The organism is Sphingomonas sp. S2-65 (genome assembly GCF_021513175.1).
Lineage (GTDB): Bacteria > Pseudomonadota > Alphaproteobacteria > Sphingomonadales > Sphingomonadaceae > Sphingomonas.
The window spans coordinates 2,693,429-2,713,980 of record NZ_CP090953.1; the positions used below are offsets into that span (position 1 = coordinate 2,693,429).

23 protein-coding genes, 1 tRNA gene and 1 pseudogene are annotated in these 20,552 nt (G+C 69.9%); 20 read left to right on the forward strand and 5 right to left on the reverse strand.

Translation table 11 applies throughout. The features are described 5' to 3' along the window. Positions 1–100: 100 nt before the first annotated feature. The 14 genes and pseudogenes from LZ586_RS12645 (at position 101) to LZ586_RS12710 (ending at position 11,491) form a co-directional block, all read left to right on the forward strand. Entirely contained in the window at positions 101–1,141 is a 1,041-nt protein-coding gene (locus tag LZ586_RS12645) for a phage major capsid protein (RefSeq protein WP_235076643.1), read from the forward strand. Between the two features lie 110 nt (positions 1,142–1,251). Further along, the gene (locus tag LZ586_RS12650; protein WP_235076644.1) at positions 1,252–1,785 is read left to right on the forward strand and encodes a head-tail connector protein; all 534 of its coding nucleotides are present in this window, start codon (positions 1,252–1,254) and stop codon (positions 1,783–1,785) included. Beyond that, positions 1,764–1,991, forward strand: a complete 228-nt coding sequence (locus LZ586_RS12655; RefSeq protein WP_235076645.1) for a hypothetical protein — start codon at positions 1,764–1,766, stop codon at positions 1,989–1,991. Before LZ586_RS12650 ends, LZ586_RS12655 begins: the two co-directional genes overlap by 22 nt. After that, complete coding sequence (locus tag LZ586_RS12660) at positions 1,988–2,389, forward strand: tail completion protein gp17 (protein WP_235076646.1); 402 nt, start codon at positions 1,988–1,990, stop codon at positions 2,387–2,389. Before LZ586_RS12655 ends, LZ586_RS12660 begins: the two co-directional genes overlap by 4 nt. Before the next feature lie 11 nt (positions 2,390–2,400). Beyond that, positions 2,401–2,808, forward strand: a complete 408-nt coding sequence (locus LZ586_RS12665; protein WP_235076647.1) for a phage major tail protein, TP901-1 family — start codon at positions 2,401–2,403, stop codon at positions 2,806–2,808. 71 nt (positions 2,809–2,879) lie between these two features. Then, a pseudogene (locus LZ586_RS12670) lies at positions 2,880–3,176 on the forward strand (GTA-gp10 family protein); the annotation flags it as partial. 47 nt (positions 3,177–3,223) lie between these two features. Further along, positions 3,224–3,520: a phage tail assembly chaperone gene (locus LZ586_RS18310; RefSeq protein ID WP_413777286.1), complete on the forward strand. Its 297-nt coding sequence runs from the start codon at positions 3,224–3,226 to the stop codon at positions 3,518–3,520. After that, positions 3,513–4,079, forward strand: coding sequence for a tail tape measure protein (locus LZ586_RS12680; RefSeq protein ID WP_235076649.1), 567 nt, complete (start codon positions 3,513–3,515; stop codon positions 4,077–4,079). The genes LZ586_RS18310 and LZ586_RS12680 overlap by 8 nt, the downstream gene beginning before the upstream one ends. 108 nt (positions 4,080–4,187) lie before the next feature. Further along, entirely contained in the window at positions 4,188–6,407 is a 2,220-nt protein-coding gene (locus LZ586_RS12685) for a DUF2460 domain-containing protein (protein WP_235076650.1), read from the forward strand. Further along, entirely contained in the window at positions 6,404–7,210 is an 807-nt protein-coding gene (locus tag LZ586_RS12690; RefSeq protein WP_235076651.1) for a DUF2163 domain-containing protein, read from the forward strand. Before LZ586_RS12685 ends, LZ586_RS12690 begins: the two co-directional genes overlap by 4 nt. Continuing rightward, positions 7,207–7,596, forward strand: a complete 390-nt coding sequence (locus LZ586_RS12695; protein WP_235076652.1) for a peptidoglycan endopeptidase — start codon at positions 7,207–7,209, stop codon at positions 7,594–7,596. The genes LZ586_RS12690 and LZ586_RS12695 overlap by 4 nt, the downstream gene beginning before the upstream one ends. A gap of 1 nt (position 7,597) precedes the next feature. Further along, a complete protein-coding gene (locus LZ586_RS12700) occupies positions 7,598–9,772 on the forward strand; it encodes a phage tail protein (RefSeq protein ID WP_235076653.1) in 2,175 nt (724 codons plus the stop codon). Then, positions 9,769–10,278: a DUF2793 domain-containing protein gene (locus LZ586_RS12705; RefSeq protein WP_235076654.1), complete on the forward strand. Its 510-nt coding sequence runs from the start codon at positions 9,769–9,771 to the stop codon at positions 10,276–10,278. Before LZ586_RS12700 ends, LZ586_RS12705 begins: the two co-directional genes overlap by 4 nt. Before the next feature lie 103 nt (positions 10,279–10,381). Continuing rightward, the gene (locus LZ586_RS12710; protein WP_235076655.1) at positions 10,382–11,491 is read left to right on the forward strand and encodes an OmpA family protein; all 1,110 of its coding nucleotides are present in this window, start codon (positions 10,382–10,384) and stop codon (positions 11,489–11,491) included. An 89-nt stretch (positions 11,492–11,580) separates the two neighbouring features. Here the strand turns inward: LZ586_RS12710 and LZ586_RS12715 are convergent, their stop codons facing one another. Continuing rightward, positions 11,581–12,534 carry an NAD-dependent epimerase/dehydratase family protein gene (locus LZ586_RS12715; protein WP_235076656.1) on the reverse strand — a complete coding sequence of 318 codons (954 nt, stop codon included), beginning with the start codon at positions 12,532–12,534 and terminating at the stop codon, positions 11,581–11,583. Positions 12,535–12,623: 89 nt separating this feature from the next. Here LZ586_RS12715 and LZ586_RS12720 point away from each other — a divergent pair, with 89 nt between their 5' ends. From LZ586_RS12720 to LZ586_RS12730, 3 genes are read left to right on the forward strand one after another with little or no spacing between them, the layout of a single operon-like run. Continuing rightward, complete coding sequence (locus LZ586_RS12720; protein WP_235076657.1) at positions 12,624–13,517, forward strand: LysR family transcriptional regulator; 894 nt, start codon at positions 12,624–12,626, stop codon at positions 13,515–13,517. Then, positions 13,514–13,864, forward strand: a complete 351-nt coding sequence (locus tag LZ586_RS12725; RefSeq protein ID WP_235076658.1) for a hypothetical protein — start codon at positions 13,514–13,516, stop codon at positions 13,862–13,864. The genes LZ586_RS12720 and LZ586_RS12725 overlap by 4 nt, the downstream gene beginning before the upstream one ends. A 35-nt stretch (positions 13,865–13,899) precedes the next feature. Then, entirely contained in the window at positions 13,900–14,184 is a 285-nt protein-coding gene (locus LZ586_RS12730) for a phytanoyl-CoA dioxygenase family protein (protein WP_235076659.1), read from the forward strand. Here the strand turns inward: LZ586_RS12730 and LZ586_RS12735 are convergent. Next, positions 14,173–14,919 carry a YgfZ/GcvT domain-containing protein gene (locus tag LZ586_RS12735; protein WP_235076660.1) on the reverse strand — a complete coding sequence of 249 codons (747 nt, stop codon included), beginning with the start codon at positions 14,917–14,919 and terminating at the stop codon, positions 14,173–14,175. The genes LZ586_RS12730 and LZ586_RS12735 overlap by 12 nt on opposite strands. A gap of 44 nt (positions 14,920–14,963) precedes the next feature. On the opposite strand from LZ586_RS12735, the gene LZ586_RS12740 reads away from it, so the two are divergent. Together LZ586_RS12740 and LZ586_RS12745 are read left to right on the forward strand one after the other, a co-directional pair. Next, on the forward strand, positions 14,964–16,289 hold the full coding sequence (locus LZ586_RS12740) for a dihydroorotase (RefSeq protein WP_235076661.1): 1,326 nt from the start codon (positions 14,964–14,966) through the stop codon (positions 16,287–16,289). A gap of 74 nt (positions 16,290–16,363) precedes the next feature. After that, the gene (locus LZ586_RS12745) at positions 16,364–17,155 is read left to right on the forward strand and encodes an energy transducer TonB (RefSeq protein WP_235076662.1); all 792 of its coding nucleotides are present in this window, start codon (positions 16,364–16,366) and stop codon (positions 17,153–17,155) included. Here LZ586_RS12745 and LZ586_RS12750 read toward each other — a convergent pair. The 3 genes from LZ586_RS12750 to LZ586_RS12760 form a co-directional block, all read right to left on the reverse strand. Continuing rightward, positions 17,152–17,427 carry a DUF1294 domain-containing protein gene (locus LZ586_RS12750; protein ID WP_235076663.1) on the reverse strand — a complete coding sequence of 92 codons (276 nt, stop codon included), beginning with the start codon at positions 17,425–17,427 and terminating at the stop codon, positions 17,152–17,154. The genes LZ586_RS12745 and LZ586_RS12750 overlap by 4 nt on opposite strands. A 28-nt stretch (positions 17,428–17,455) precedes the next feature. Then, complete coding sequence (locus tag LZ586_RS12755) at positions 17,456–19,423, reverse strand: PAS domain S-box protein (RefSeq protein ID WP_413777287.1); 1,968 nt, start codon at positions 19,421–19,423, stop codon at positions 17,456–17,458. 89 nt (positions 19,424–19,512) lie between these two features. Further along, a complete protein-coding gene (locus LZ586_RS12760) occupies positions 19,513–20,262 on the reverse strand; it encodes a DUF1134 domain-containing protein (protein ID WP_235076664.1) in 750 nt (249 codons plus the stop codon). 162 nt (positions 20,263–20,424) lie between these two features. Between LZ586_RS12760 and LZ586_RS12765 the strand changes: the two genes are divergently transcribed. Beyond that, positions 20,425–20,514 (forward strand) — tRNA-Ser (locus LZ586_RS12765). The last annotated feature ends 38 nt before the right edge of the window (positions 20,515–20,552 follow it).

A 20,552-nucleotide genomic window follows, 5' to 3' on the forward strand; every position in this document is an offset into this window, starting at 1 on the left:
GAGACGATGGGGTTCGCGCGCGGCGGGCCCCCTCCACCACTCGCTGGCGCGAGTGGTTGCCCTCCCCGTTTCGGGGAGGATTTCTGGTGGGGAGATGGTGATGGACGGGATTGTGACGAGCTTTGACGCCGTGGAAGCGGCGGGCGTGGTGGCGCGGCCGATGCTGGCGGGCGGACGGCCGACGAGTGGCGCGGCGTTCGAGGGGTTCCTGCGCGCTGGGCATGGCGCAGTGGAAGTGAAGGCGATGTCGGGGGTCGACGGCGCTTCGGGCGGCTATGCCGTGCCCGAGGAGATCGACGGGCAGATCGACGCGACGCTGAAGGGGATCTCGCCGATCCGGGCGATCGCCAATGTCGTCAAGGTGGGGACGAGCGGATACCGAAAGCTGGTGGCGAGCGGCGGCTTCGAGAGCGGCTGGGCGGCGGAGACCGCGGCGCGCGGCGAGACCGACACCCCGGTGTTCAACGAAGTCGCGCCGCCCTCGGGCGATCTTTATGCCAATCCCGCGGCGAGCCAGGCGATGCTCGACGACGCGGCGTTCGACGTCGAGGCGTGGCTGGCGGGCGAAGTGGCGCGCGAATTCGCGGTTGCCGAGGGCGCGGCGTTCGTGCGCGGCAATGGCGTCAACAAGCCCAAGGGCTTCCTGGCAGGGCCGGTTTCGGCGCAGAATGACGCGGTGCGGGCGTTCGGGACGATCCAGTATCTGGCGAGCGGAGCGGCGGGCGCGTTCGGGATCAATCCCGAGGAGCGGCTGATCGACCTGGTGCATGCCCTGCGTTCGCCATACCGCCAGGGGGCGAGCTGGGTGATGAACTCGGCGACGCTGGCGCGGGTGCGGAAATTCCGGACGAGCGACGGCGGGCTGCTCTGGGCGCCGGGGCTGGCGCTGGGACAGCCGGGCACGCTGCTCGGCTATCCGGTGGTCGAAGCCGAGGACATGCCCGACATCGGCCCGGACGCGCTGGCGGTGGCGTTCGGCAACTTCAAGGCCGGGTATCTGATCGCCGAGCGGCAGGAGACGCAGATCCTGCGCGATCCGTACAGCAACAAGCCGTTCGTCCACTTCTACGCGACCAAGCGCGTCGGCGGGATGGTGAGCAATTCCGAGGCGATCAAGCTGCTCAAATTCTCTGCTTCCTGATCGGAGCGGTGGTTACGTGATGACGTTCGCGGCCGATTGAGCCGCGGCGGGCCGCGCCGGCGCGGGGGCTACGGCGCGGCCCTTTTCGATTTCGGCAACAGGAGGGGTTTATGGACGCACCGCCATTTCCGGCGGCGGCGCTGGCCGCCGCGCGTGACGCCGCCAAGGCGCATCTGCGCATCGCGGGCGACGCCGAAGACGACGCGCTGCGCGCGCATGCCGCGGCGGCGCTGTCGCTGTGCGAGGCGTTTACCGGCACCAGCCTGATCGTGCGCGACTGGCAGGAGGTGCTGCCCGCCGACCGGCAGTGGCGCCGGCTTAAGGTCGCGGGGGTGACGGCGATCGGTGCGGTGACGCTGATCGAGCCCGACGGCGCCGATCTGGCGCTGCCGGCCGAGGGCTATGCGATCGACCTGGACGCCGTCGGGCAGGGCTGGGTGCGGGTGACGGCGCCGGGGGCGGCGCGGCTGGTGCGGGTCGGCTTCCGGGCGGGGCTGGCCGAGAGTTGGGAGGCGCTGCCGGCGCCGATCGCGCACGGCGTGGTGCTGCTGGCGGTCCATCTGTTCGAGGCTCGGGCGCTGGGCGGCGCACCGCCGGCGGCGGTGGCGGCGTTGTGGCGGCCGTGGCGCCGGGTGCGGCTGTGATGGAGCGGCTGGAGGCGCGCGGGCGCGACCGGAGCGAGCGCGCCGCGGCGGACGCGGCGGCGCGGCTGGGAGCGCGGCTGCGCGAGGCCTATCCCGAGCTTGGCGTCGAGGTGGCGCCCGAGCAGGTCGTGGTGCGCGGGCGGGGACTGGGGCGGCGTATGCTGGCCGACCCCGCGCTGCGCTGGCTGGGGGGGCTGCTGCGATGAGCGCGCATGGGGTGCTGGTAGCGGCGCTGGTCGCCGCGCTGGAGGACCATCACAGCCTGATGCTGGCGATCAGCAAGGTGTTCGATGCGCCGCCGGTGCGGGCGGTGCGGCCCTATGCCGAGATCGAGGATGCAGTGCTGAGCGACTGGAGCGCCAAGGACTTCATGGGGCGCGAGGGGCGTATCGGCGTGATGCTGCGCGACCAGGGCGTGTCGCCGCAGCGGCTGCGCGGACTGGTCGACGACGTCGAGGCCGCGGTGCTGGGTCTTCCCCGGATGCTGGGCGAAGGCTGGCGCGTGGCGAGCCTGAGCATGGTGCGCAGCCGAGTGCTGCGCGAGGGCGAGGGCCGCTGGACGGCCTTGTGCGAGTTCCGGGTGCGGATGCTGCAGATACAGTGAAGGAGAGGGTTATGGCGGCGGAAAAGGGGAGCGCGTTCCTGCTCAAGATCGGGAACGGCGCGGTGCCGGTGGCCTGGGCGACGGTTGCCGGGCTGCGCACGACGCAGCTGAGCGTCAATGGCGAAGCAGTGGTGGTGACCAACAAGGATTCGGGCGGCTGGCGCGAATTGCTGTCGGGCGCGGGCGTGCGGAGCGTCAGCGTGTCTGGGGCCGGGGTGTTCACCGGATCGGCGGCGGAGGCGCGGCTGAAGGCGAACGCGCTGAGCGGCGTGCTCGACGAGTATCGCCTGAGCTTCGAGAGCGGCGAGACGATGACCGGGCGGTTCCTGGTAACGCGGCTGGACTATGCCGGGGATTTCAATGGGGAGCGCAGCTACACGCTGAGCCTGGAGAGTTCCGGCGCGGTGGTGGCGGCATGAGCGGGGTTGAGGAAGGAGCTCGCTCCGCTCGCACCCACCCCCAGCCCTTCCCTTGCAGGGAGGGGAGCCCGAATGGGGCGCGCGGCGAGGCGGGGTTTATCGTTGCGGGTGAGACGGTCGTGCTGCGGCCGAGCTTTGCGGCGCTGGTGGCAGCGGAGGCGGAGCTGGGGCCGTTGTTCGCGCTGGTGGAGCGGGCGGCGGAAGGGCGGCTTGGCCTGGGCGAAATGGTGGGGCTGTTCTGGCATTGCCTGCGCGAGCCGTTCGCCGGGGGGCCGGGGGTGTTTTCCGAAGCGGTGGCGGCGGGTGGGCTGGTGGCGGCGACGCCGGCGCTCAAGGTGTTGATCGGCCAGATCCTGGCGGGGCGGTGATGGAGGTCGAGCAGATCCTCCCCGAGCTAGGCTCGGGGAGGGGGACCATGCGCAGCATGGTGGAGGGGCCGCCGGCGGCAGCCGGCGGACTGCGTCCGCCGCCCCTCCACCCCTCGCTTCGCGAGCGGTCCCCCTCCCCGAGCGAGCTCGGGGAGGATTTTTGTGGGCGCGCGCTTCGGCTCGCCGGGCTGGCCGGGCTGGTGTTCGGGTGGACGCCCGACACCTTCTGGAACGCTACGCCGGCTGAGCTTGCGGCGCTGGTTTCGGCGGCGCGCGGCGAGAGTGCCGAGCCGCCTGGGGCGGCGGAGATTGCGCGGTTGAAGGAGCTTTTTCCCGATGGATGAAGAGATCGAGCAGCTGGTGGTCAGCGTGCGGGCCGATACGCGCGCCTTTGCGCGCGACGTGGCCGAGATGCGGGGCAGCCTGGAAGGGCCGCTGGAAACCGGCGTCGCCCGGGCGGGGCAGGCGATCGAGACGGCGCTGGGCCGCGCGGTGCGGACCGGCAAGCTGGGGTTCGAGGATCTGCGCGGAGTGGCGCTGGGCGTGATCGGCGAGATCGCGTCGAGTGCGCTGCGCGGCGGGATTGGTGCGCTGCTGGGCGGCGGCGGCGGCGCGGGCGGCGGTGGGCTGGCGGGGCTGATCGGGTCGCTGTTCGGCGGATCGCCGGGGCGCGCGACCGGTGGGCCGGTGAGCCCCGGGCGGCCTTATTGGGTCGGCGAGCGCGGGCCCGAACTCTTCGTGCCGACGGCCGCGGGCCAGGTCACGGCAAACGTGCCGGCCGGCGCGCGCGAGGTCCGGGTTTCGATCACGGTGAATGCGTCGAGGGGCGAGGCGCCGCGGGCACTGGCGCAGTCGAGCCGGCAGGTGGCCAGGGCGGTTCGGACTGCTTTGGCGGCGGAGTGATGGGCTGACGACCCTTCGAGGAGGGCTGGGGAGAGAGGGACGCGGTGGCGAGTGCGTGGCACTTGCCCCTCTCCCCGACCCTCTCCCCGCAAGCGGGGAGAGGGAGATATGGGGTGGTGGCTTTGTGGGGAGCGGCGGGGGCAGGCCTCCGGGTTCGTGTCCCGGTTCGATCCGGCTTACTGGACGGTCGATTTTCCGCGGCCGATGATGGCCAGCGTAGTAACCACCGCGCCGGACGCGCTGCGGGTGGACGCGGTGTTCCTGCGCAGGAACGACCTGGCGGGGCTGATCTGGGCTTCGGAGGACCGGCACGATCACCCGCTGCTGCGCTATGACACCAGCCGCGACTATCGCGATTGCCGGTTGCGCTTTCGCTGGCGGTCTTCGGGGGTGTTGCCGCTGGATGCAGTCAACGGCCCGGTGCTGACGATCGAGGGGCGCGACGCGGGCGGCACGCCACGCGCCTGGTATGTGCGGCTGTGGAACTATGCGACGGGCACGCCCGAGGATGCCGAGGTAGCGATCGATTTCGCGACGGTGAGGGGCGGCTTCACGCTGCCGGGCGAGGCCGATCCGGTGTGGGCGGGTGATGTCGACCGGATGTTCGTGTCGCTGGTGGCGCCGGGGTTCACTGGCGAGGCGGTGCCGCTGGCGGCGCCGGTGGAAGCGTGGGTCGAGCTGAGCGGTATCGCCTGCGAAGGACCCGGCGCGGTGCTGGCGATCGGCGATGTGGTGGCGCCCGAGCATGCGCTGGGCATCGCCAATGGCTATGACGACAGCTATCACCTGACGCCCGAGCGGGTGCTGCGCAACATGGTGCAGCTCGGCTATCGCGGCGACATCCTGCACTATGTCGGGATGAGCCATTATTTCCGGCTCGAGGCGCTATATGGCGGCTATTATGTCGCGCTGGGCGCGAGCGCGCTGAACGTGGCGTGCGCGGCGTGGCACCGCGACTTCGCGGCGCGCGCCGGGGCGTTGGGCTACGGCGTGATCTGGTCGCTGTCGTACGAGCTGCTGGATCAGCATTGCTGGAACGACTGGAAGCAGCGCGCGGCGAATGGCGCGCCGGGACTGACCGGGTGGGATCCACCCTCGGCCTTGCTGTCGCCCGCCAATGGCGCGGCTATGGCGTATTTGCGCGCGGTGGCGCTGGATTTCGTGGGGATCGCGCAGGGCGCGGGATTGCCGGTCAAGTTCCAGGTCGGTGAGCCCTGGTGGTGGGCGATGCCCGACGGAAGCCTGTGCATCCATGATCCCGCCGCCCAGGCCGCGTTGGCGGGAGCGGCGGACGTGCCCGCGGCGGCGGGTAAGCTGCTGGCGAATTCGACGCTGGCGCTGCGCGACGCAGTGAAGGCGGCGGCGTCCGGGGCGGTGGTGATGCTGCTCGCGTATCCGCCCACGGTAACCGCGAGCGCGGCGGCGGTGGCGGCGAACCTGCCGCTGGGCTGGGCGCGGCCGGCATTCGATGTCTTGCAGCTCGAGGACTATGACTGGGCGGCGGCGGGGCTGACCGCGGCGAGCCGCGAAGGCGTCGCGCTCGCGCAGGCGCGGCTCGGCTATCCGGTCGGGGAACAGCATTATCTGGCGGGCTTCGTGTTGCGGCCCGAGGACAAGGGGCAATGGCGCCCGATCGCCGAGGCGGCTGCGCGGGGGCGGCGGCGCGGCGTGGCGGCGACCTATGTCTGGGCGCTGCCGCAGATACTGCGCGACGGCTTCGTACATTGGGAAGGGGAGGACGCGGTGCAGCCATTCGATGACGTGCGCTTTCCGCTGGCGCTGGGGCGCGAGGCGGAAGTGGCGCCCGAAACGTCCACGGCGATCGTGACGAGCGCGGGCGGGCAGGAAGCGCGCAATGCCGACTGGGCCGAGGCGCGGACGTCCTACGATGTCGGGCCGGGAGTGCGCTCGGAAGCCGACATCGCCGCGTTGCTGGGGTTCTTTCGGGCGCGGATGGGGCCGGCGCGGGGATTCCGGCTGCGCGATCCATTCGACTGGCGCGGGCTGGGCGAGCGGATCGCCACGGGCGACGGCACGGCCCGACAGTTCCAACTGGTGAAGCGCTATGACGAGGTGGTGCGGCGGATCACGCGGCCGGACGCGCAGAGCGTGCGAGTCTATCTGGATGGCGTGGAAACGCGGGGCTTCATGCTGGGCGACGCGGGCATGGTGACGCTGGACGCGGCGCCCGGGGCGGGCGTGGTGGTCAGCGCGAGCTTCGCGTTCGATGTGCCGGTGCGCTTCGCAGAGGATCGGCTGCAAGTGAGCCGCGCGACGTTCCTTGCGGGCGCCGCGGCGTCGGTGCCGCTGGTGGAGATACGCGAATGAGCGCCCTGGAGGGACCGCTGACCACGATCACGCTGTGCTGGCGGATCGAGCGGCGCGACGGAGTGACGATCGGGCTGACTGCGCATGACCGCGATCTGGAGATCGGCGGCCTGGTGTACCGTGCTGCGCCGGGGATGACGCCGAGCGCGATCAGCCGCAGCGCCGGGCTGGAAGCGGACAGCATGGACGTGAGCGGGGCGCTGACCAGCAGCGCGATCGGCGAGGCGGACCTGCTTGCCGGACGCTGGGACGGGGCGCGGGTGGTGCTGTTCGCGACCGACTGGACGGCGCCCGACGCCGGCGTGGGGCTGGGCGAAGGGGTCATCGGGGCGGTGGAGACGCGCGGGGGGATGCTGACCGCCGAGTTGCGCGGGGCCGCGGCGCGGCTGGAGCGGGCAGTGGTCGAGGAGACCTCGCCCGACTGCCGGGCGATGCTGGGCGACCGGCGCTGTCGCGTGGCGATGGCGCCGCGGCGGCGGTTCGCGCGGGTGATCGAGGTGGCTGGAGCGGTGCTGACGCTGAACGCGGTGGAGCCGGTGGGCAACGCTTATGGTGGCGGGCTGCTCCGCTGGTTCGGGGGGACGAATTCGGGGCTGGAGGACGCGGTAGCGGTTTCGGAGGGCGCGCGGGTGACGCTGTCGGTGCCGCCGCGCTTCAACGGGGCGGGCGCGCTGATCGAGCTGATCGAAGGATGCGACAAGACGCTGGCGACCTGTGCGGCGCGGTTCGGCAATGCGGTGAACTTCCGCGGCGAGCCGTATTTGCCGGGGATCGACCTGCTGACGCGCTACCCGGGCGCATGACCGCGGGCGAGCGCGCGCTGGCGGCGGCGCGCGGTGCAGTGGGGGCGCCGTTCCGGCTGCATGGGCGGCGCGTGGCCGAAGGGCTCGACTGTGTCGGGCTGGCGGGGCTGGCTTATGGATGCGCGGTGCCCAGCGGGTACCGGATGCGCAGCGGCACCGCGGATGGCGTGGCACAGGCGGTCGAAGCCGCCGGGCTAGTACGGGTCGAGAACATGCGGGCGGGCGACCTGCTGCTGGTGCGCAGCGGGCCGGGACAGCTCCACCTGGCGATCGCGAGCGAGGACGGGGTGATCCACGCCGATGCCGGCTTGCGCCGCGTGGTGGAGCGGCCGGGGCCGGTGCCCTGGCCAGTGGTGGCGCGCTGGCGCCCACAGGAGGAGGACTGACATGGCGACGGTGGTGCTGACGGTCGCCGGGGGATTTTTCGGCGGGCCGATCGGGGCGGCGATCGGCGGAATGGCCGGCGCGGCGCTCGACCGCGAGGTGCTGTTCAAGCCGCGCGGACGCGAGGGGCCGCGGCTCCAGGAGCTGCGGGTCCAGACGTCCTCCTACGGCACGCAGATACCGCGGATCTTCGGGACGATGCGAGTCGCGGGATCGGTGATCTGGGCGACCGATCTGCAGGAACATCGCAGCACCCAGGGGGGCAAGGGTCGACCGGACACCACCAGCTATGCGTATAGCGCGTCGTTCGCGGTGGCGCTGTCGGGGCGGCCGATCCGGGCGGTGCGGCGGATCTGGGCGGAGGGGAAGCTGCTCCGCGGCGCGGCGGGCGACCTGAAGAGCGCGACGGGATTTCGCCTGCATCTGGGCGGCGAGGACCAGGCGCCCGACCCACTGATCGCCGCGGTCGAGGGCGCCGGGCTGGCGCCCTCGCATCGCGGGATGGCCTATGCCGTGTTCGAGGACATGGCGCTGGCCGACTATGGCAATCGCATCCCGTCGCTGAGCTTCGAAGTGGTGGCGGATGAAGGACCCATCGAGATGGGGGCGATCGTCGCGGCACTGAGCGCGGGCGAAGTAACCGCGGAGGGGACGGCCCCGGTGACGGGCTTCGCCGCTCAGGGGGCTAGCGTGCGGGCGGCGTGCGAGACGCTGGCGGGTGCGGCGGGCGGATGGTTCGAGACGGCCGAGGGCGGGCTGGTGCTGCGGAGCGGCGACGGCGCAGCGGTGACGCTGGCGGACGCCGGAACGGCCGCAGGGAGCGGGGGCGGCGCCCGCGGGGTACGCGCGATCGGATCGGGCGAGGCTGTGCCGGGCGTGCTGACGCTGAGCTATTACGATCCGGCGCGCGACTATCAGGCGGGAGTGCAGCGCGCGGCGCGGCCCGGCGGCGGCGGACGCGAGGCGCGCATGGAGCTGCCGGCCGCGATCGACGCGGCGGCGGCCAAGACGCTGGCGAGCGCGGGGCTTGCGCGGCTGGGGCTGGAGCGAACGCGGCGGACGCTGGCGCTGCCCTGGACGGCGCTGGAGGTGCGGCCGGGCGCGCGGGTGCGGATCGCTGGCGAGGGTGGGACGTGGCGCGTGGAGCGCTGGACGCTGGAAGCGATGGTGCTGACGCTCGACTGCGTGGGCATCGCGCCGCCGCCGCCGATCCAGGTCGCAACTGCAGGCCGGGTGCTTGCCGCGCCGGACCTGAAGCTCGGCCGCACTGTGGTGCATGCCTTCGAGCTGCCGCTGGTAGGAGCGGGCACGCCGCTGGTGCCCCAGCTGGCGATCGCGGCGGCTGGCACCGAGCCGGGCTGGCGCGGGGCGGCGCTGTTGTGGAGTCCGGATGGCGGCGCGAGTTGGACAAGCGCCGGAACGAGCGCGGCACCAGCGACACTGGGACAGTTGGAGGCGCCGCCGGGCCCGGGGCCGGCGTGGTGCGAGGATCGGCACTCGGTGCTCACGGTGCAATTGGCGCATGCCGGCATGATGCTGGCAGACGCCGACGACGAGGCGCTGCATGCCGGCGAAAACCTGGCGATGGTGGGCGAGGAGCTGCTCCAGTTTGGCCGGGCGCGGGCGCTGGGCGGTGGTCTCTGGATGCTGTCGCGGCTGTGGCGGGGGCGGCGGGGGACGGAGGGGGCGATCGGGCTGCAACGCGCCGGCGACCGCTTCGTGCTTCTGGCGCGCGACACGATCGCGCTGATCGACTTGCCGTCCGGTTTGGTCGGCGGCGCGGTGCAGGTACTCGCCAGGGGCGCAGGAGACCCGAGCGACGTCGCGGCGGCGACGCGCGTCCGTGGGGTTGCGTTGGTGCCGCCGGCACCCGTGCAGCTCCGGGCGTGGCGCCGCGGCGACCAGACCACCGAAATAACGTGGATCCGCCGCAGTCGGGCCGGGTGGGATTGGGCCGATGGTGTCGATGCCCCGCTCGGCGAAGAACGCGAGCGCTATCGCGTTACGGTGCAGGTCGACGGTGGTTCCCCACGCGTCCTGGAAGTCGGCGCCCCCCAGCTTGAGCTGCGGCCGGATGAGCGTGCCGCAGCGTGTTCGATCATCGTGCAGCAAATAGGGGCGCTGGGGCTGTCGCCTCCCGCCGAATTGCGGCTGCCAAGCCTGGAGGAACGACCATGAACGATAGTGCGACGCCGCGGCTGGGACTGCCGATGCTGGCGGCAGGGCAGGCGCAGAAGGAGATGACGCATAACGAGGCGCTGCTGCTTCTCGATATCCTGGTCGGCGGCGCCGTGGCGGGCGTGGACGCCGTCGACCCGCCGCAGGAGGCCGAGTCGGGGCAGTGCTGGATCCTGGGCAGCCAGCCGGCGGGTGCGTGGCAGGATCATCCCTACGCAGTCGCAGCATGGACGCTGGGCGGCTGGAGATTCGTCGCGCCGCGCGACGGCATGCGGTTGTGGGTAAGTGCCGACCGCGGATTTGCGTTGTTCCGCGACGGCATTTGGCACTTGGGAGAGGCCCATGGAAAAGTTTTTGTCGAGGGTACCCAAGTGGTTGGCAAAAGATTGCCCGCAGTCGCGGAACCAGCAGGGGGGATGGTGGTTGATGGGCCAGCGCGGGCCGCAATCGTTGCGGTACTGGAAGCATTGCGTGTGCACGGTCTGATAGCCTCGGACCAACTGTGACGATGATGCAACAGTCCCCGGATTTGTGCGCTTGCGTGGATACAATCGTTTCGATACTGAGTTTGTCGCTGTCCGTAGTGACATTCGAGAAAGGGGTTTCAATATGCGGAAGCTTGCCGTTACACTGGCGCTTGCGACCACCGCGCTGAGCACGCCTGCCCTCGCCCGCGAAGACGCGTGGTATGTGGGCATTGAAGGCGGCGCGATGATCGTCGAAGACATTGACTGGAACGTCGGCGCTGCCGAAGACGCGTTGTCGGTCGATCACAACTATGGCTATGACGTGGATGCCACGGTCGGTTACGACCTGGGCGTGTTCCGTCTGGAAGCCGAAGTCGGCTACAAGTCGGCTACGGTTGACGGCCTGACCTCGTCGGTCCCCCTTCCCGGCTTCCCGGGCACGGTTCCGGCTGGCAGCTATGACTATGCCGGCGGCCGCACCACCGCGCTCAGCTTCATGGTCAATGGTCTCTGGGACTTCGGCGATGACGACGGCGTCCAGGGCTTTGTCGGCCCCGGTCTGGGTGTTGCCCGCATCAAGTCGCGCCTTGCTCTGAGCAGCCGCGGCGACGTGGTCGACGATTCGGACACGGTTGTTGCCTGGCAGGCGATCGCGGGTATCCGCGCTCCGCTGTCCGACAATGTCGACGTGTCGCTGAAGTATCGCTTCTTCAATGCTCCTGGCGTCGACCTGGTCGCAGCCAATGGCGCAGAAGTCAGCGGCCGCTTCCGTTCGCACAGCATCCTGGGCGGCCTGACGTTCAACTTCGGTGCGCCTGAGCCGGCTCCCGAAGCACCCGTACCGGCACCCGAGCCGTACACCCCGCCGCCGGTTGCAGAAGCACCCGCTCCGGCTGTGGTCTGCACGCCTGGGCCGTACATCGTGTTCTTCGACTGGGATAAGTCGGACATCACGCCGGAAGCTTCGAGCATCCTCGACAACGCGATCAGCAACTATCAGAACTGCGCGAACACCCGCGTCGTCTTGGCAGGCCACGCTGACCGTTCGGGTTCGGCCAGCTACAACGTTGGTCTTTCCCAGCGTCGCGCTGACTCGGTCAAGGGCTACCTCACCGGCCGTGGCATCTCCGACGGTGTCATCTCGACCGAAGCGTTCGGTGAAAGCCGTCCGCGCGTCGACACCGCCGACGGTGTCCGCGAGCTCCAGAACCGCCGCGTGGAAATCACGTACGGTCCTGGCTCGGGCATGTAATCCTGCCCGGTCCATCCGGACTGGAAAAGAATATGGGAGGCCGGGCAACCGGCCTCCCTTTTTCTTTGCCTCGAGGTTCCGGTGCAGGATCATGCCGGCATGCACCCCATCGACTGCAAGGTGGTGCGCACCGCCTGATCGAGCGGAGTCCGCGGTTCCGCGCCGAGCTGCGCGACGAGATCCTGGTTGGTCATGCGGATCGGCTGCTGCCAGAGATAGCGCATCTCCATCAGCTCGCGCAGCGTGACCGAGAACAATGCCGCGACCCGCAGCGCCCACCAGGGCAGCGGCTTGATCGGCGTCGCCGGATCGCCCAGCACCCGCGCGATGGCCTCGGCCATCTGCCGGCCGTCGGGGTCCCATTGCCCTTCCATGTGGAAATTGGCGAAGGCCGGCAGATCGTCGCGTTCCGCCAGCCGCACCATCGTCTCGGCGACATCGGGCAGATAGGCCCATTGATGGCCGACGCCGCGCTTGCCCGGAGTGGTGATACGCTTCGGCCGCGCGCCCGGCGCGACCAGCGCCTGGCTGAACCAGCTGCTCCCGGCACCCGGGCCGAAGAAGTCGCCGGCGCGGACGATCAGCGCCGAGATCGCGCCACCCTCCGCAGCATTGCGCAGCCGCCGCTCCATCTCGACGCGGATCGCGCCCTTGCGCGTGCGCGGATGCTGGGGCGCGGCCTCGTCGATCCGCGGAAACGCATCGGGGCCGTAATTGTAGACCGTGCCGGGCAAGAGGATGCGCGCGCCCTGCGCCTGGGCAGCGGCAATGCTGTTGTCGAGCATCGGCAGCACCAGCGTGCCCCAATTGCGATATCCCGGCGGATTGACCGCGTGGACGATCAGCGTGACGCCGACTGCTGCCGCGGCGACATCCGCAGCGTTGAGCGCATCGCCCACTATCGGCTGCACCCCCTCGGGGAGCCGCGCCGCGCTCGCGGGCCGAACCAGGCCGCGCACCTGCCATCCCGACGCCAGCAACCGCCGCGCAACCGCGCCGCCGATCCCACCCGTCGCACCCAATACCAAAGCCTGCCGTTCCATCTGAACCTCCTGTCTAACCGAGGCCCTTCTGGACGGATCCTGGTTCGCTCAAAATTGACCTAATCCGTGGCTCGTCTATACGGAAATGCATGAACGGGGCACATAGCTGGGATCTGTATCGAAGCTTCGCCGCGGTGCTGCGGACCGGCTCGCTCTCGGCGGCGGCGCGGGCGCTGGACCTTACCCAGCCGAGCGTATCGCGGCATATCGAAGCGCTCGAGCAATCGGTGGGAGGCGCCTTGTTCGTGCGCTCGCAGCGCGGCCTTTCCCCCACCGACCGCGCGTTGGCGATGAAGCCCTATGCCGAGCAATTGGTCGCGGCATCGGCGGCGCTGCTGCGTTCGGCCTCAGCCGATGCCGGCGCGGTCGCGGGAAGCGTCCGGATCACGGCAAGCGAGATGGTGGGCGTGATGCATCTGCCGCCGCTGCTGGCCGCATTGCGCCGCGCGCATCCCGAGCTATCGAGCGAGTTGGTGGTCTCCAACACCGTCGACGACTTGCTCCAGCGCCATGCCGATATCGCGATCCGCATGGTGGAGCCGACGCAACAGGCGCTGATCGCCAAGCGCGTCGGCGGCGTGACGCTGGGGCTGCACGCGCATCGCGACTATCTCGAGCGGCGCGGCGTTCCCGCGTCGGCAGACGACCTTGCCGGGCACGACGTGATCGGTCCCGAGACGATGGTTCCGGCGGTGCGCTTCGTGATGCAGGCGCTGCCGGTGCTGACGCAGATCCCGTTCGCGATGCGTTCGGACAGCGATCTCGTCCATTTCGCGGCGATACGCGGCGGGGTGGGCATCGGCATCTGCCAGGTCGAGCTGGCGCAAAGGGATCCCGCGCTCGTCCGCGTCCTGCCCGACGCCTTCGCGTTCGTGCTGCCGATCTGGATCGTGATGCACGAGGATCTGCGCGCGATCGCCCGCTGCCGCGTGGTGTTCGACGCGCTTGCCGCGGGGCTGGCCTCGATCCAGGTCGCGAAGTGACCGGATCGGATTTGTTGCGCATGGCGGCAAATGGCGCGGAACTGCACCGCGGCGCGGCGCGAGCGCAAATTCCGGCGATCGAGGCGTTGCTGGGCTACCTGCCCCAGGACAGAGCCGGAGTTCGGATATGCGACAGCGCTGCGCTGGCCACGCTGGCGCTGGACGGCGGGATCGGCGCGGTTGCGCGCCGGCATCTCGGCCCGCCCGCCCGCCCCGTGCGGGCGATCCTGTTCGACAAGAACGCGGACGTGAACTGGGGCCTGGCATGGCATCAGGATCGCACCGTCGCGGTACGCCGACGCAACGAGGTGCCGGATTTCGGACCCTGGGCCATCAGGCGGGATTGATCCATGTCGCGCCGCCATTTCCTCTCCTCGCTCGAATGATCACCGTGCGCATCCACCTGGACCCTGTCGACGCGGCGAACGCACCGCTGCTGATCGCGCCTGGCTCGCACCGCAGCAAGGTTGCCGAGGCCGCGATCGATGCGACGGTAAGGGCGTGTGGCGTCTCCAGCTGTCTGGCGGAGCGCGGCGATGTCTGGGCCTATGCAACGCCGATCCTGCACGCGTCCGAACCCGCCATGCAGCCGAAGCGCCGCCGAGTGCTCCAACTGGATCATTCCGCCGAGGACCTGCCCGGCGGCCTTGAATGGCTAGGCGTCTGAACCCTCGTCGGCGGCCAGTGCGCGGGCGAGCCAATCGGGCACCAGGGCGTCGCCCAAGGCTTCGACGCGGCGGAGTTCGACCATCAGGCCGAGATCGGGATAGCAAGCGCGGGTGCGGTCGCCGGGGTCGGCGAGGGGGGCAACGACGAGGCGGCGGTTGACCTTGGCGCGATAATGCATGCGCGCGGTGTTCTCCTGCCCGACATAGCAGCCCTTGGTGTAGCTCACTCCGTTCAGCGGCTCGGCATTGCATTCGAGCCAGAGCGTCTTGTCCTGGCCGAGTTCGGCTGCGCCTTCGGTGACGCCCAGCGAGAGGCGGTGCGCGCGCCAGCCGGTGGCCGGGGCGCCCGCCGCTTCGCCGAGCCAGCGCCGGCCGAGCGCCGGCAGGCGCGGATCCGGGACGCCGTGGTCGCCGCTCGGGGACCAGTGCACGCCGCCCCCGACCGGCTCGATCGCGATCGGGCGGCGCAGGCGGTAGATGGTGAGACGGCGGGCCAGCGCCTCGCGCTGCTCGGCCTCGCAATCGATAAGGATCGCATCGCCATCGGCCCACAGGATGAAATCGAACCATGCCTTGCCCTGCGGGGTGAGCAGGGCGGCCCATTGCGGCTGGCCCGGCGCGACCAGAGCGAGATCCTGAGTGAGCAGCCCCTGGAGGAATCCGCGGACATCCTCCCCCGAGATGCGGAGAAGCGCGCGGTCGGCAAGCAGGGTGCCGGGGCTGGTTTCGGTCATGGTGAAGAGGTAGGAGGCGGCGGGCGCGGAGAGAAGAGGCGAAGATGGCACAGATCGACTTGAAGCTGACGGGCGGACGGGTGCATCTGCCCGGCGGACCCGCCGAAGTGGATGTCGGCATATCCGGCGGGCGCATCGTCGCGATCGGGCGGGTCGGCGACGCCGGCAGGACGGTGGACTGCACCGGGCTGGACGTGCTGCCCGGCGTGATCGACAGCCAGGTCCATTTCCGCGAGCCCGGGCTGGTGGCGAAGGAAGATCTGGAGAGCGGCAGCCGCGCCGCCGTGCTGGGCGGGGTGACCGCGGTGTTCGAAATGCCGAACACCAAGCCCAATACCGACAGCGCCGAGGCGATCCAGGACAAGCTCACGCGCGCCAAGGGGCGGATGTGGTGCGACCATGCCTTTTACGTCGGCGCGACCAACCACAATGCCGCCGCGCTGGCCGAGCTGGAGCGGCTGCCCGGGACGGCGGGGATCAAGATCTTCATGGGCGCCTCGACCGGCGACCTGCTGGTATCGGACGACGCCAATCTCGCGCGCGTGCTCGCTTCGGGCAAGCGGCGCGTGGCGATCCATGCCGAGGACGAGGCGCGGATGAACGCGCGGGCCGACGAGCGGATCGAAGGCGATCCGCGCTCGCACCCGGTGTGGCGCGACGATGAGAGCGCCTTGCTGGCGACGCAGCGCATCCTGCGGCTGGCGCGCGAGGCCCGGCGGCGCATCCATGTGCTCCACGTGACGACGCCGGCCGAGCTGGCGCTGCTGGGGCAGCACAAGGACATCGCCACGTGCGAAGTGACCCCGCAGCATCTGACGCTGGCGGGCGAAGAGGCCTATCCGCGGCTGGGCACCTGGGCGCAGATGAACCCGCCGATCCGATCGGGCGCGCATCGCGACGGGCTGTTCGAATGGCTGCGCCAGGGCGTGGTCGACGTGATGGGTTCGGACCATGCGCCGCACACGCGCGAGGAAAAGGCCAAGCCCTATCCGCAGAGCCCGAGCGGGATGCCCGGCGTGCAGACGCTGCTGCCGCTGATGCTCAACCATGTCGCCGAAGGGCGGCTGACGCTCCAGCGGCTGATCGACCTGACCAGCGCCGGGCCGCAGCGGGTGTTCGGCATTGTCGGCAAGGGGCGGATCGCGATCGGCTATGACGCCGATTTCACCGCGGTGGATCTGAAGGCGCGCTGGACGATCGAGGATAGCTGGCTGGCATCCAAATGCGGCTGGTCGCCCTTTACCGGCATGACGCTGACCGGGCGGCCGATGGGCACCATCGTCCGCGGCGCGGAAGTGATGTGGGAAGGCGAACTGGCGCAGGCGGCGACCGGCGAGCCGATCCGTTTCGAAGCGGTCGAGTTCGGCTGAGCCCGCCCTTTTTGCAGCGGGCGGTACTGCCTATCTGAGCGGCGCGGCCGCGTCGGGTGGCCTGAGGTCCAAGCATGCCGTTCATCGCTTCCAGTCCTGCCGATCGCAGCAAAGCCGCTCTGGGCGCGGCGGCGCTCACGGCTGCGCTCGGCGCGGGGTTGCTGTGGGGCCTCGCGGTGCACCAGGGCGCAGCCGAACCGCCTGCATTGACGCTGTTCGAAGTACCTCCAGCGCCACCGCCTGAAAAGCAGAAGCCCGTTCCCCAGCGGGTGCGCAGTGGCAGGCCTGAAGGCGAAGCCTCGCCGCCCAATCTTCGCGCCGAGCCTACCGAAGTGGTCGCGCCGACACCGACTATTCCGCTTCCCGTGCCACCGCCGCTCGTGGCTGCGCCGATCGCCGGCACTGGGGCCATGTCTTCGGCGGGCAGTGCCGACATCGCCGGGCCGGGGTTTGGCAGTGGCGGCACCGGCAATGGCCGGGGCAGCGGCGGTGCCGGCGACGGCGATGGTGATGGCGGCGGGCGCGAGGAAACGCCGCCGCAATGGGTGCGCGGCCGCATCCGTGACTCCGATTTCCCCGACGCGCTGGCGGAGGCCGGGGTCGGCGGGACGGTGGGAGTTCGCTACACGGTGTGGAGCGACGGCCGCGTGGTCGACTGCGAAATCACCGCGTCGAGCGGCAGCCGCCTGCTGGACGACACGACATGCCGGCTGATCCGCGAACGCTTTCGCTTCAAGCCGTCGCGCGATCGGCAAGGGCGTGCGGTAGCCGCACAGATCGTCGAGAGCCATAGCTGGATGGTCGAGCGCCTGCCACCCGACCCGACGCCGCCGCCCCGACGCCGGCGCGGCCTGTTCGGCCTTTAGGCGAACGCCGCCCAGGCAAGGCCGGCGATCACCCCGACCTGGATCATCGCGATGAGCTGCAGGTAGGTCGAGAAAGGCTGCTTGCGAGTCTTGTGCCGGAACAGGTGCCGCGCAAGGAAGGCGGCGGGCGTGCCGCCGATCAGCGCGAGTTCCAGCAAGCGCCGTTCCGGAATGCGGCGCTTGCCGGCGATCGCCCGGCCCTTGTCCTCGCGAAAGCTGCGCAAGGTCCAGAGGTTCACCAGAACCAGCGCCAACGCTGCAATCAGTACCATCGCCTGAGGCCGCTATGGCTCTGCGGTGTCATTGCCGGGCGCGGAAGGGGACGATCTGGCCGGCGCCCTTGCTGGCGGCGACGGCTTCGCGGACCGCTCGGACGAGCTGATCGCGGCGGAACGGCTTGGCAAGCCGGGGCAGGTTGGCGCCGACCTCGTCCGAGAGCTCGGCAAAGCCCGACACGAGAAGCGCCGGCAGGTCGGGCCAGCCGGCGCGCGCGGCATCGGCGAGTTGCACGCCGTTCATGTCCGGCATCGCGAAATCAGTGACCAGCAGGTCGACCTGGCTTTCGGACAGCAGCTGCAACGCCTGCTTGCCCGAACTCGCCTGGATCACCCGGTGGCCGGCATCCTCAAGCATGGCGGCGGTGTTGGTCAGCACCAGCGCGTCGTCGTCGACCGCGAGCACCACGAGCCGGTCGCGCTCGGCCGTTTCGACGGGCGCTGGCGCGGGCGTTGGCGCTTGCGGCTCGACCTTCGCGTCTCCGGATACCGGCAGCCACAGTTCGGCAGTGGTGCCTTCTCCCTGGCGGCTTTGCAGGAGAAGCCGTCCGCCGCATTGCTCGGCGAAGCCGTGCACCATCGACAGGCCCAGGCCGGTGCCCTTGCCGACCCCCTTGGTGGTGTAGAAAGGCTCGGTCGCGCGGGCGAGCGTTTCCTCGTCCATGCCGGAGCCGGTGTCGACCACCGATAGCGCCACATAGGCGCCGGGCTTCAGCGCGCCGCCGAGCTCGACCTGCTTCTCATGCGCGGCGATCAAGATCTTGCCGCCATCGGGCAGCGCGTCGCGGGCGTTCACCACCAGGTTGAGGAGCGCGAGCTCGAGCTGTGCGGGGTCGGCCCGCACCGAGCGCAGCAGCAGGGGAAATTGCGTGTCGATGCGGATGGCAGCGCCGATCGTGCGCTGAAGCAGATCGGCCATGCCGCGAACCAGCGCAGACGGGTCGACTGGTTCCAGCTTGAGTTCCTGCTTGCGCGCAAAGGCGAGCATGCGCTGCGTCAGCGTCGCGCCGCGTTCGGCCGCCTTCATCGCGTTGTCGAGGAAGCGGGAGATGTCGGCGCCCTCGGACGCGCGGCGGCGGGCGAGATCCAGGCTGCCGATGATCGCCGCCAGCAGGTTGTTGAAGTCGTGCGCGACGCCGCCGGTAAGCTTGCCGATCGCCTCCATCTTCTGGGCCTGGAACAGCGCCTCGCGGGCTTGGTCCAGCGCGAGCTGCGACTGGCGCCGCTCGGTGAGATCGCGGGTTATCTTGGCGAAACCGATAAACGAGCCTGAGCTGTCGCGCACGGTATCGATGACGACGCTGGCCCAGAACCGAGTTCCATCCTTGCGGACGCGCCAGCCCTCCGCCTCGAAGCGGCCCTGGCTGCGTGCCGTCGCCAGCGCCCGGCCCGGCAGATCGGTCGCGCGGTCCTCATCGGTGTAGAAGCGCGAGAAATGCGCGCCGAGAATATCGTCGGCGGTATAACCCTTGAAGCGCTCGGCGCCGGCGTTCCAGCTCGCGACATGACCTTCGGGATCCAGCATGTAGATCGCATAGTCACTGACGCTCTGGACGAGCAGCCGGAAGCGCTCCTCGCTGCGGCGAAGCTCCTCCTCGGTCGCCCGGCGCTCGGTAAGGTCGCGGGTGACCTTGGCAAAGCCGAGCAGCACCCCGTCGGGATCGCGGATCGGGTCGATGACGACATTGGCCCAGAAATGCGTGCCGTCCTTTCGGACACGCCAGCCCTCGGCCTCGAACCGCCCTTCGCGCTCTGCGGTGGCGAGTGCGCGCGCGGGCAGCCCGGTCGCGCGATCCTCTTGCGTGTAGAAGCGCGAGAAGTTCTGGCCGATGATCTCGTCGGCCGCATAGCCCTTGAAGCGCTCGGCACCGGCGTTCCAGCTGACTACCTCCCCCGTCGGGTCGAGCATGTAGATCGCATAGTCGGTCACGCTCTGGACGAGCAATTCGAACCGATTGGTCCCGGATTCGCCGGGCTTTGAAATGGCAGTCAATCTGGTTCCCATCGCCGCATCATGCAGCTCCGCGAACGCGGAACCGATCAGCGGTAATTAGGTTCCAGGACGATCGGAAGGCCGAACGATCAGAAGGGAAGCCAGCGCTGCTTCTCGCTGAACTTCATATAGCCGGCGTTCACGCCCAGCCGCCAGCCAACGCCGAGCCGCACCGGGATCAGCACCACATCGCCGCGGCGCATGTAGCTGGCCGAAAAGCCGCCGACGAAATAGGCGCGGCCCTCCCCGGCGGGGAAGCGCTTGTAGAGTTCCTGGCTGTCGTACAGATTATAGACGAGGACGAAGACCTTGTTCGCGTCCCCGCCGACGTCGAAGCCGATCGAAGGGCCGGTCCAATAGACCGGGCGCTCGCCCTCGATCCGGTGGAACATGCGCCCTGAGCCATAGCGAAGCCCGACGCCGATCGCGCCGGCGGCCTCGCTCCCGGCGATATAGGCGTTGGGACGTCCCTGGTCCTTGAGGATGTCCTCGAGGAGGCCGGCCAGTCCTGACGCGCCCTTGCCGAACACCCCCTCTGCCGCGCTCAGCAGTTCGTCGCGCTCGAACGTGTCGGTCGCCCGCTCGCGCGCATTGGCCGCGGACGTGGCACCGCCCTGCACCGGCGGCGCAGGTTGTGGCTGCGGTTGCTGCTGCGGGGTCTGCTCGCGATACGGGCCATAATCGGAAGGGGCGGGACCGTCCTGGCGTGCAGGCGGCGTGTCGAGATCCGAATCGATCGCCGTGTTGGGGTCGATGGTGGTCATCTGTGCCGATGCCGGCATCGCCGCCAGCCCGATCAGTGCGGCTGCCGCTCCCGAAATCCACGTGCCGATACGCATAGCTGCTTGCCCCAAAGCCCCCGAAATACGCCTGTATCATAGAGGCGGGCCGCTGACGCTACAATGAACGGGCGCCGGGCAGGACTGATTTCGCGTTTGATCGTTCTCCCCGTTGATCCGTGGAAAAACCGTCGCTATAGCGCTCGACCTCTAGCCCCTTCCGGAGACGTGGGTGAGTGGCTGAAACCAACGCTTTGCTAAAGCGTCATACGGGAAACCGTATCGAGGGTTCGAATCCCTCCGTCTCCTCCAGCTAGCGCCAGGCTCCCCAGATCACCCCCAACGATGCG

Coding starts and splice junctions, on each gene's coding strand:
- LZ586_RS12760 (WP_235076664.1), bottom strand. CDS start 20,262: ATGCGTATCGGCACGTGGATTTCGGGAGCGGCAGCCGCACTGATCGGG.
- LZ586_RS12740 (WP_235076661.1), top strand. CDS start 14,964: ATGGCACAGATCGACTTGAAGCTGACGGGCGGACGGGTGCATCTGCCC.
- LZ586_RS12690 (WP_235076651.1), top strand. CDS start 6,404: ATGAGCGCCCTGGAGGGACCGCTGACCACGATCACGCTGTGCTGGCGG.
- LZ586_RS12710 (WP_235076655.1), top strand. CDS start 10,382: ATGCGGAAGCTTGCCGTTACACTGGCGCTTGCGACCACCGCGCTGAGC.
- LZ586_RS12660 (WP_235076646.1), top strand. CDS start 1,988: ATGAGCGCGCATGGGGTGCTGGTAGCGGCGCTGGTCGCCGCGCTGGAG.
- LZ586_RS12735 (WP_235076660.1), bottom strand. CDS start 14,919: ATGACCGAAACCAGCCCCGGCACCCTGCTTGCCGACCGCGCGCTTCTC.
- LZ586_RS12715 (WP_235076656.1), bottom strand. CDS start 12,534: ATGGAACGGCAGGCTTTGGTATTGGGTGCGACGGGTGGGATCGGCGGC.
- LZ586_RS12685 (WP_235076650.1), top strand. CDS start 4,188: ATGGGGTGGTGGCTTTGTGGGGAGCGGCGGGGGCAGGCCTCCGGGTTC.
- LZ586_RS12695 (WP_235076652.1), top strand. CDS start 7,207: ATGACCGCGGGCGAGCGCGCGCTGGCGGCGGCGCGCGGTGCAGTGGGG.
- LZ586_RS18310 (WP_413777286.1), top strand. CDS start 3,224: ATGCGCAGCATGGTGGAGGGGCCGCCGGCGGCAGCCGGCGGACTGCGT.
- LZ586_RS12705 (WP_235076654.1), top strand. CDS start 9,769: ATGAACGATAGTGCGACGCCGCGGCTGGGACTGCCGATGCTGGCGGCA.
- LZ586_RS12665 (WP_235076647.1), top strand. CDS start 2,401: ATGGCGGCGGAAAAGGGGAGCGCGTTCCTGCTCAAGATCGGGAACGGC.
- LZ586_RS12750 (WP_235076663.1), bottom strand. CDS start 17,427: ATGGTACTGATTGCAGCGTTGGCGCTGGTTCTGGTGAACCTCTGGACC.
- LZ586_RS12700 (WP_235076653.1), top strand. CDS start 7,598: ATGGCGACGGTGGTGCTGACGGTCGCCGGGGGATTTTTCGGCGGGCCG.
- LZ586_RS12720 (WP_235076657.1), top strand. CDS start 12,624: ATGAACGGGGCACATAGCTGGGATCTGTATCGAAGCTTCGCCGCGGTG.
- LZ586_RS12645 (WP_235076643.1), top strand. CDS start 101: ATGGACGGGATTGTGACGAGCTTTGACGCCGTGGAAGCGGCGGGCGTG.
- LZ586_RS12745 (WP_235076662.1), top strand. CDS start 16,364: ATGCCGTTCATCGCTTCCAGTCCTGCCGATCGCAGCAAAGCCGCTCTG.
- LZ586_RS12730 (WP_235076659.1), top strand. CDS start 13,900: ATGATCACCGTGCGCATCCACCTGGACCCTGTCGACGCGGCGAACGCA.
- LZ586_RS12680 (WP_235076649.1), top strand. CDS start 3,513: ATGGATGAAGAGATCGAGCAGCTGGTGGTCAGCGTGCGGGCCGATACG.
- LZ586_RS12650 (WP_235076644.1), top strand. CDS start 1,252: ATGGACGCACCGCCATTTCCGGCGGCGGCGCTGGCCGCCGCGCGTGAC.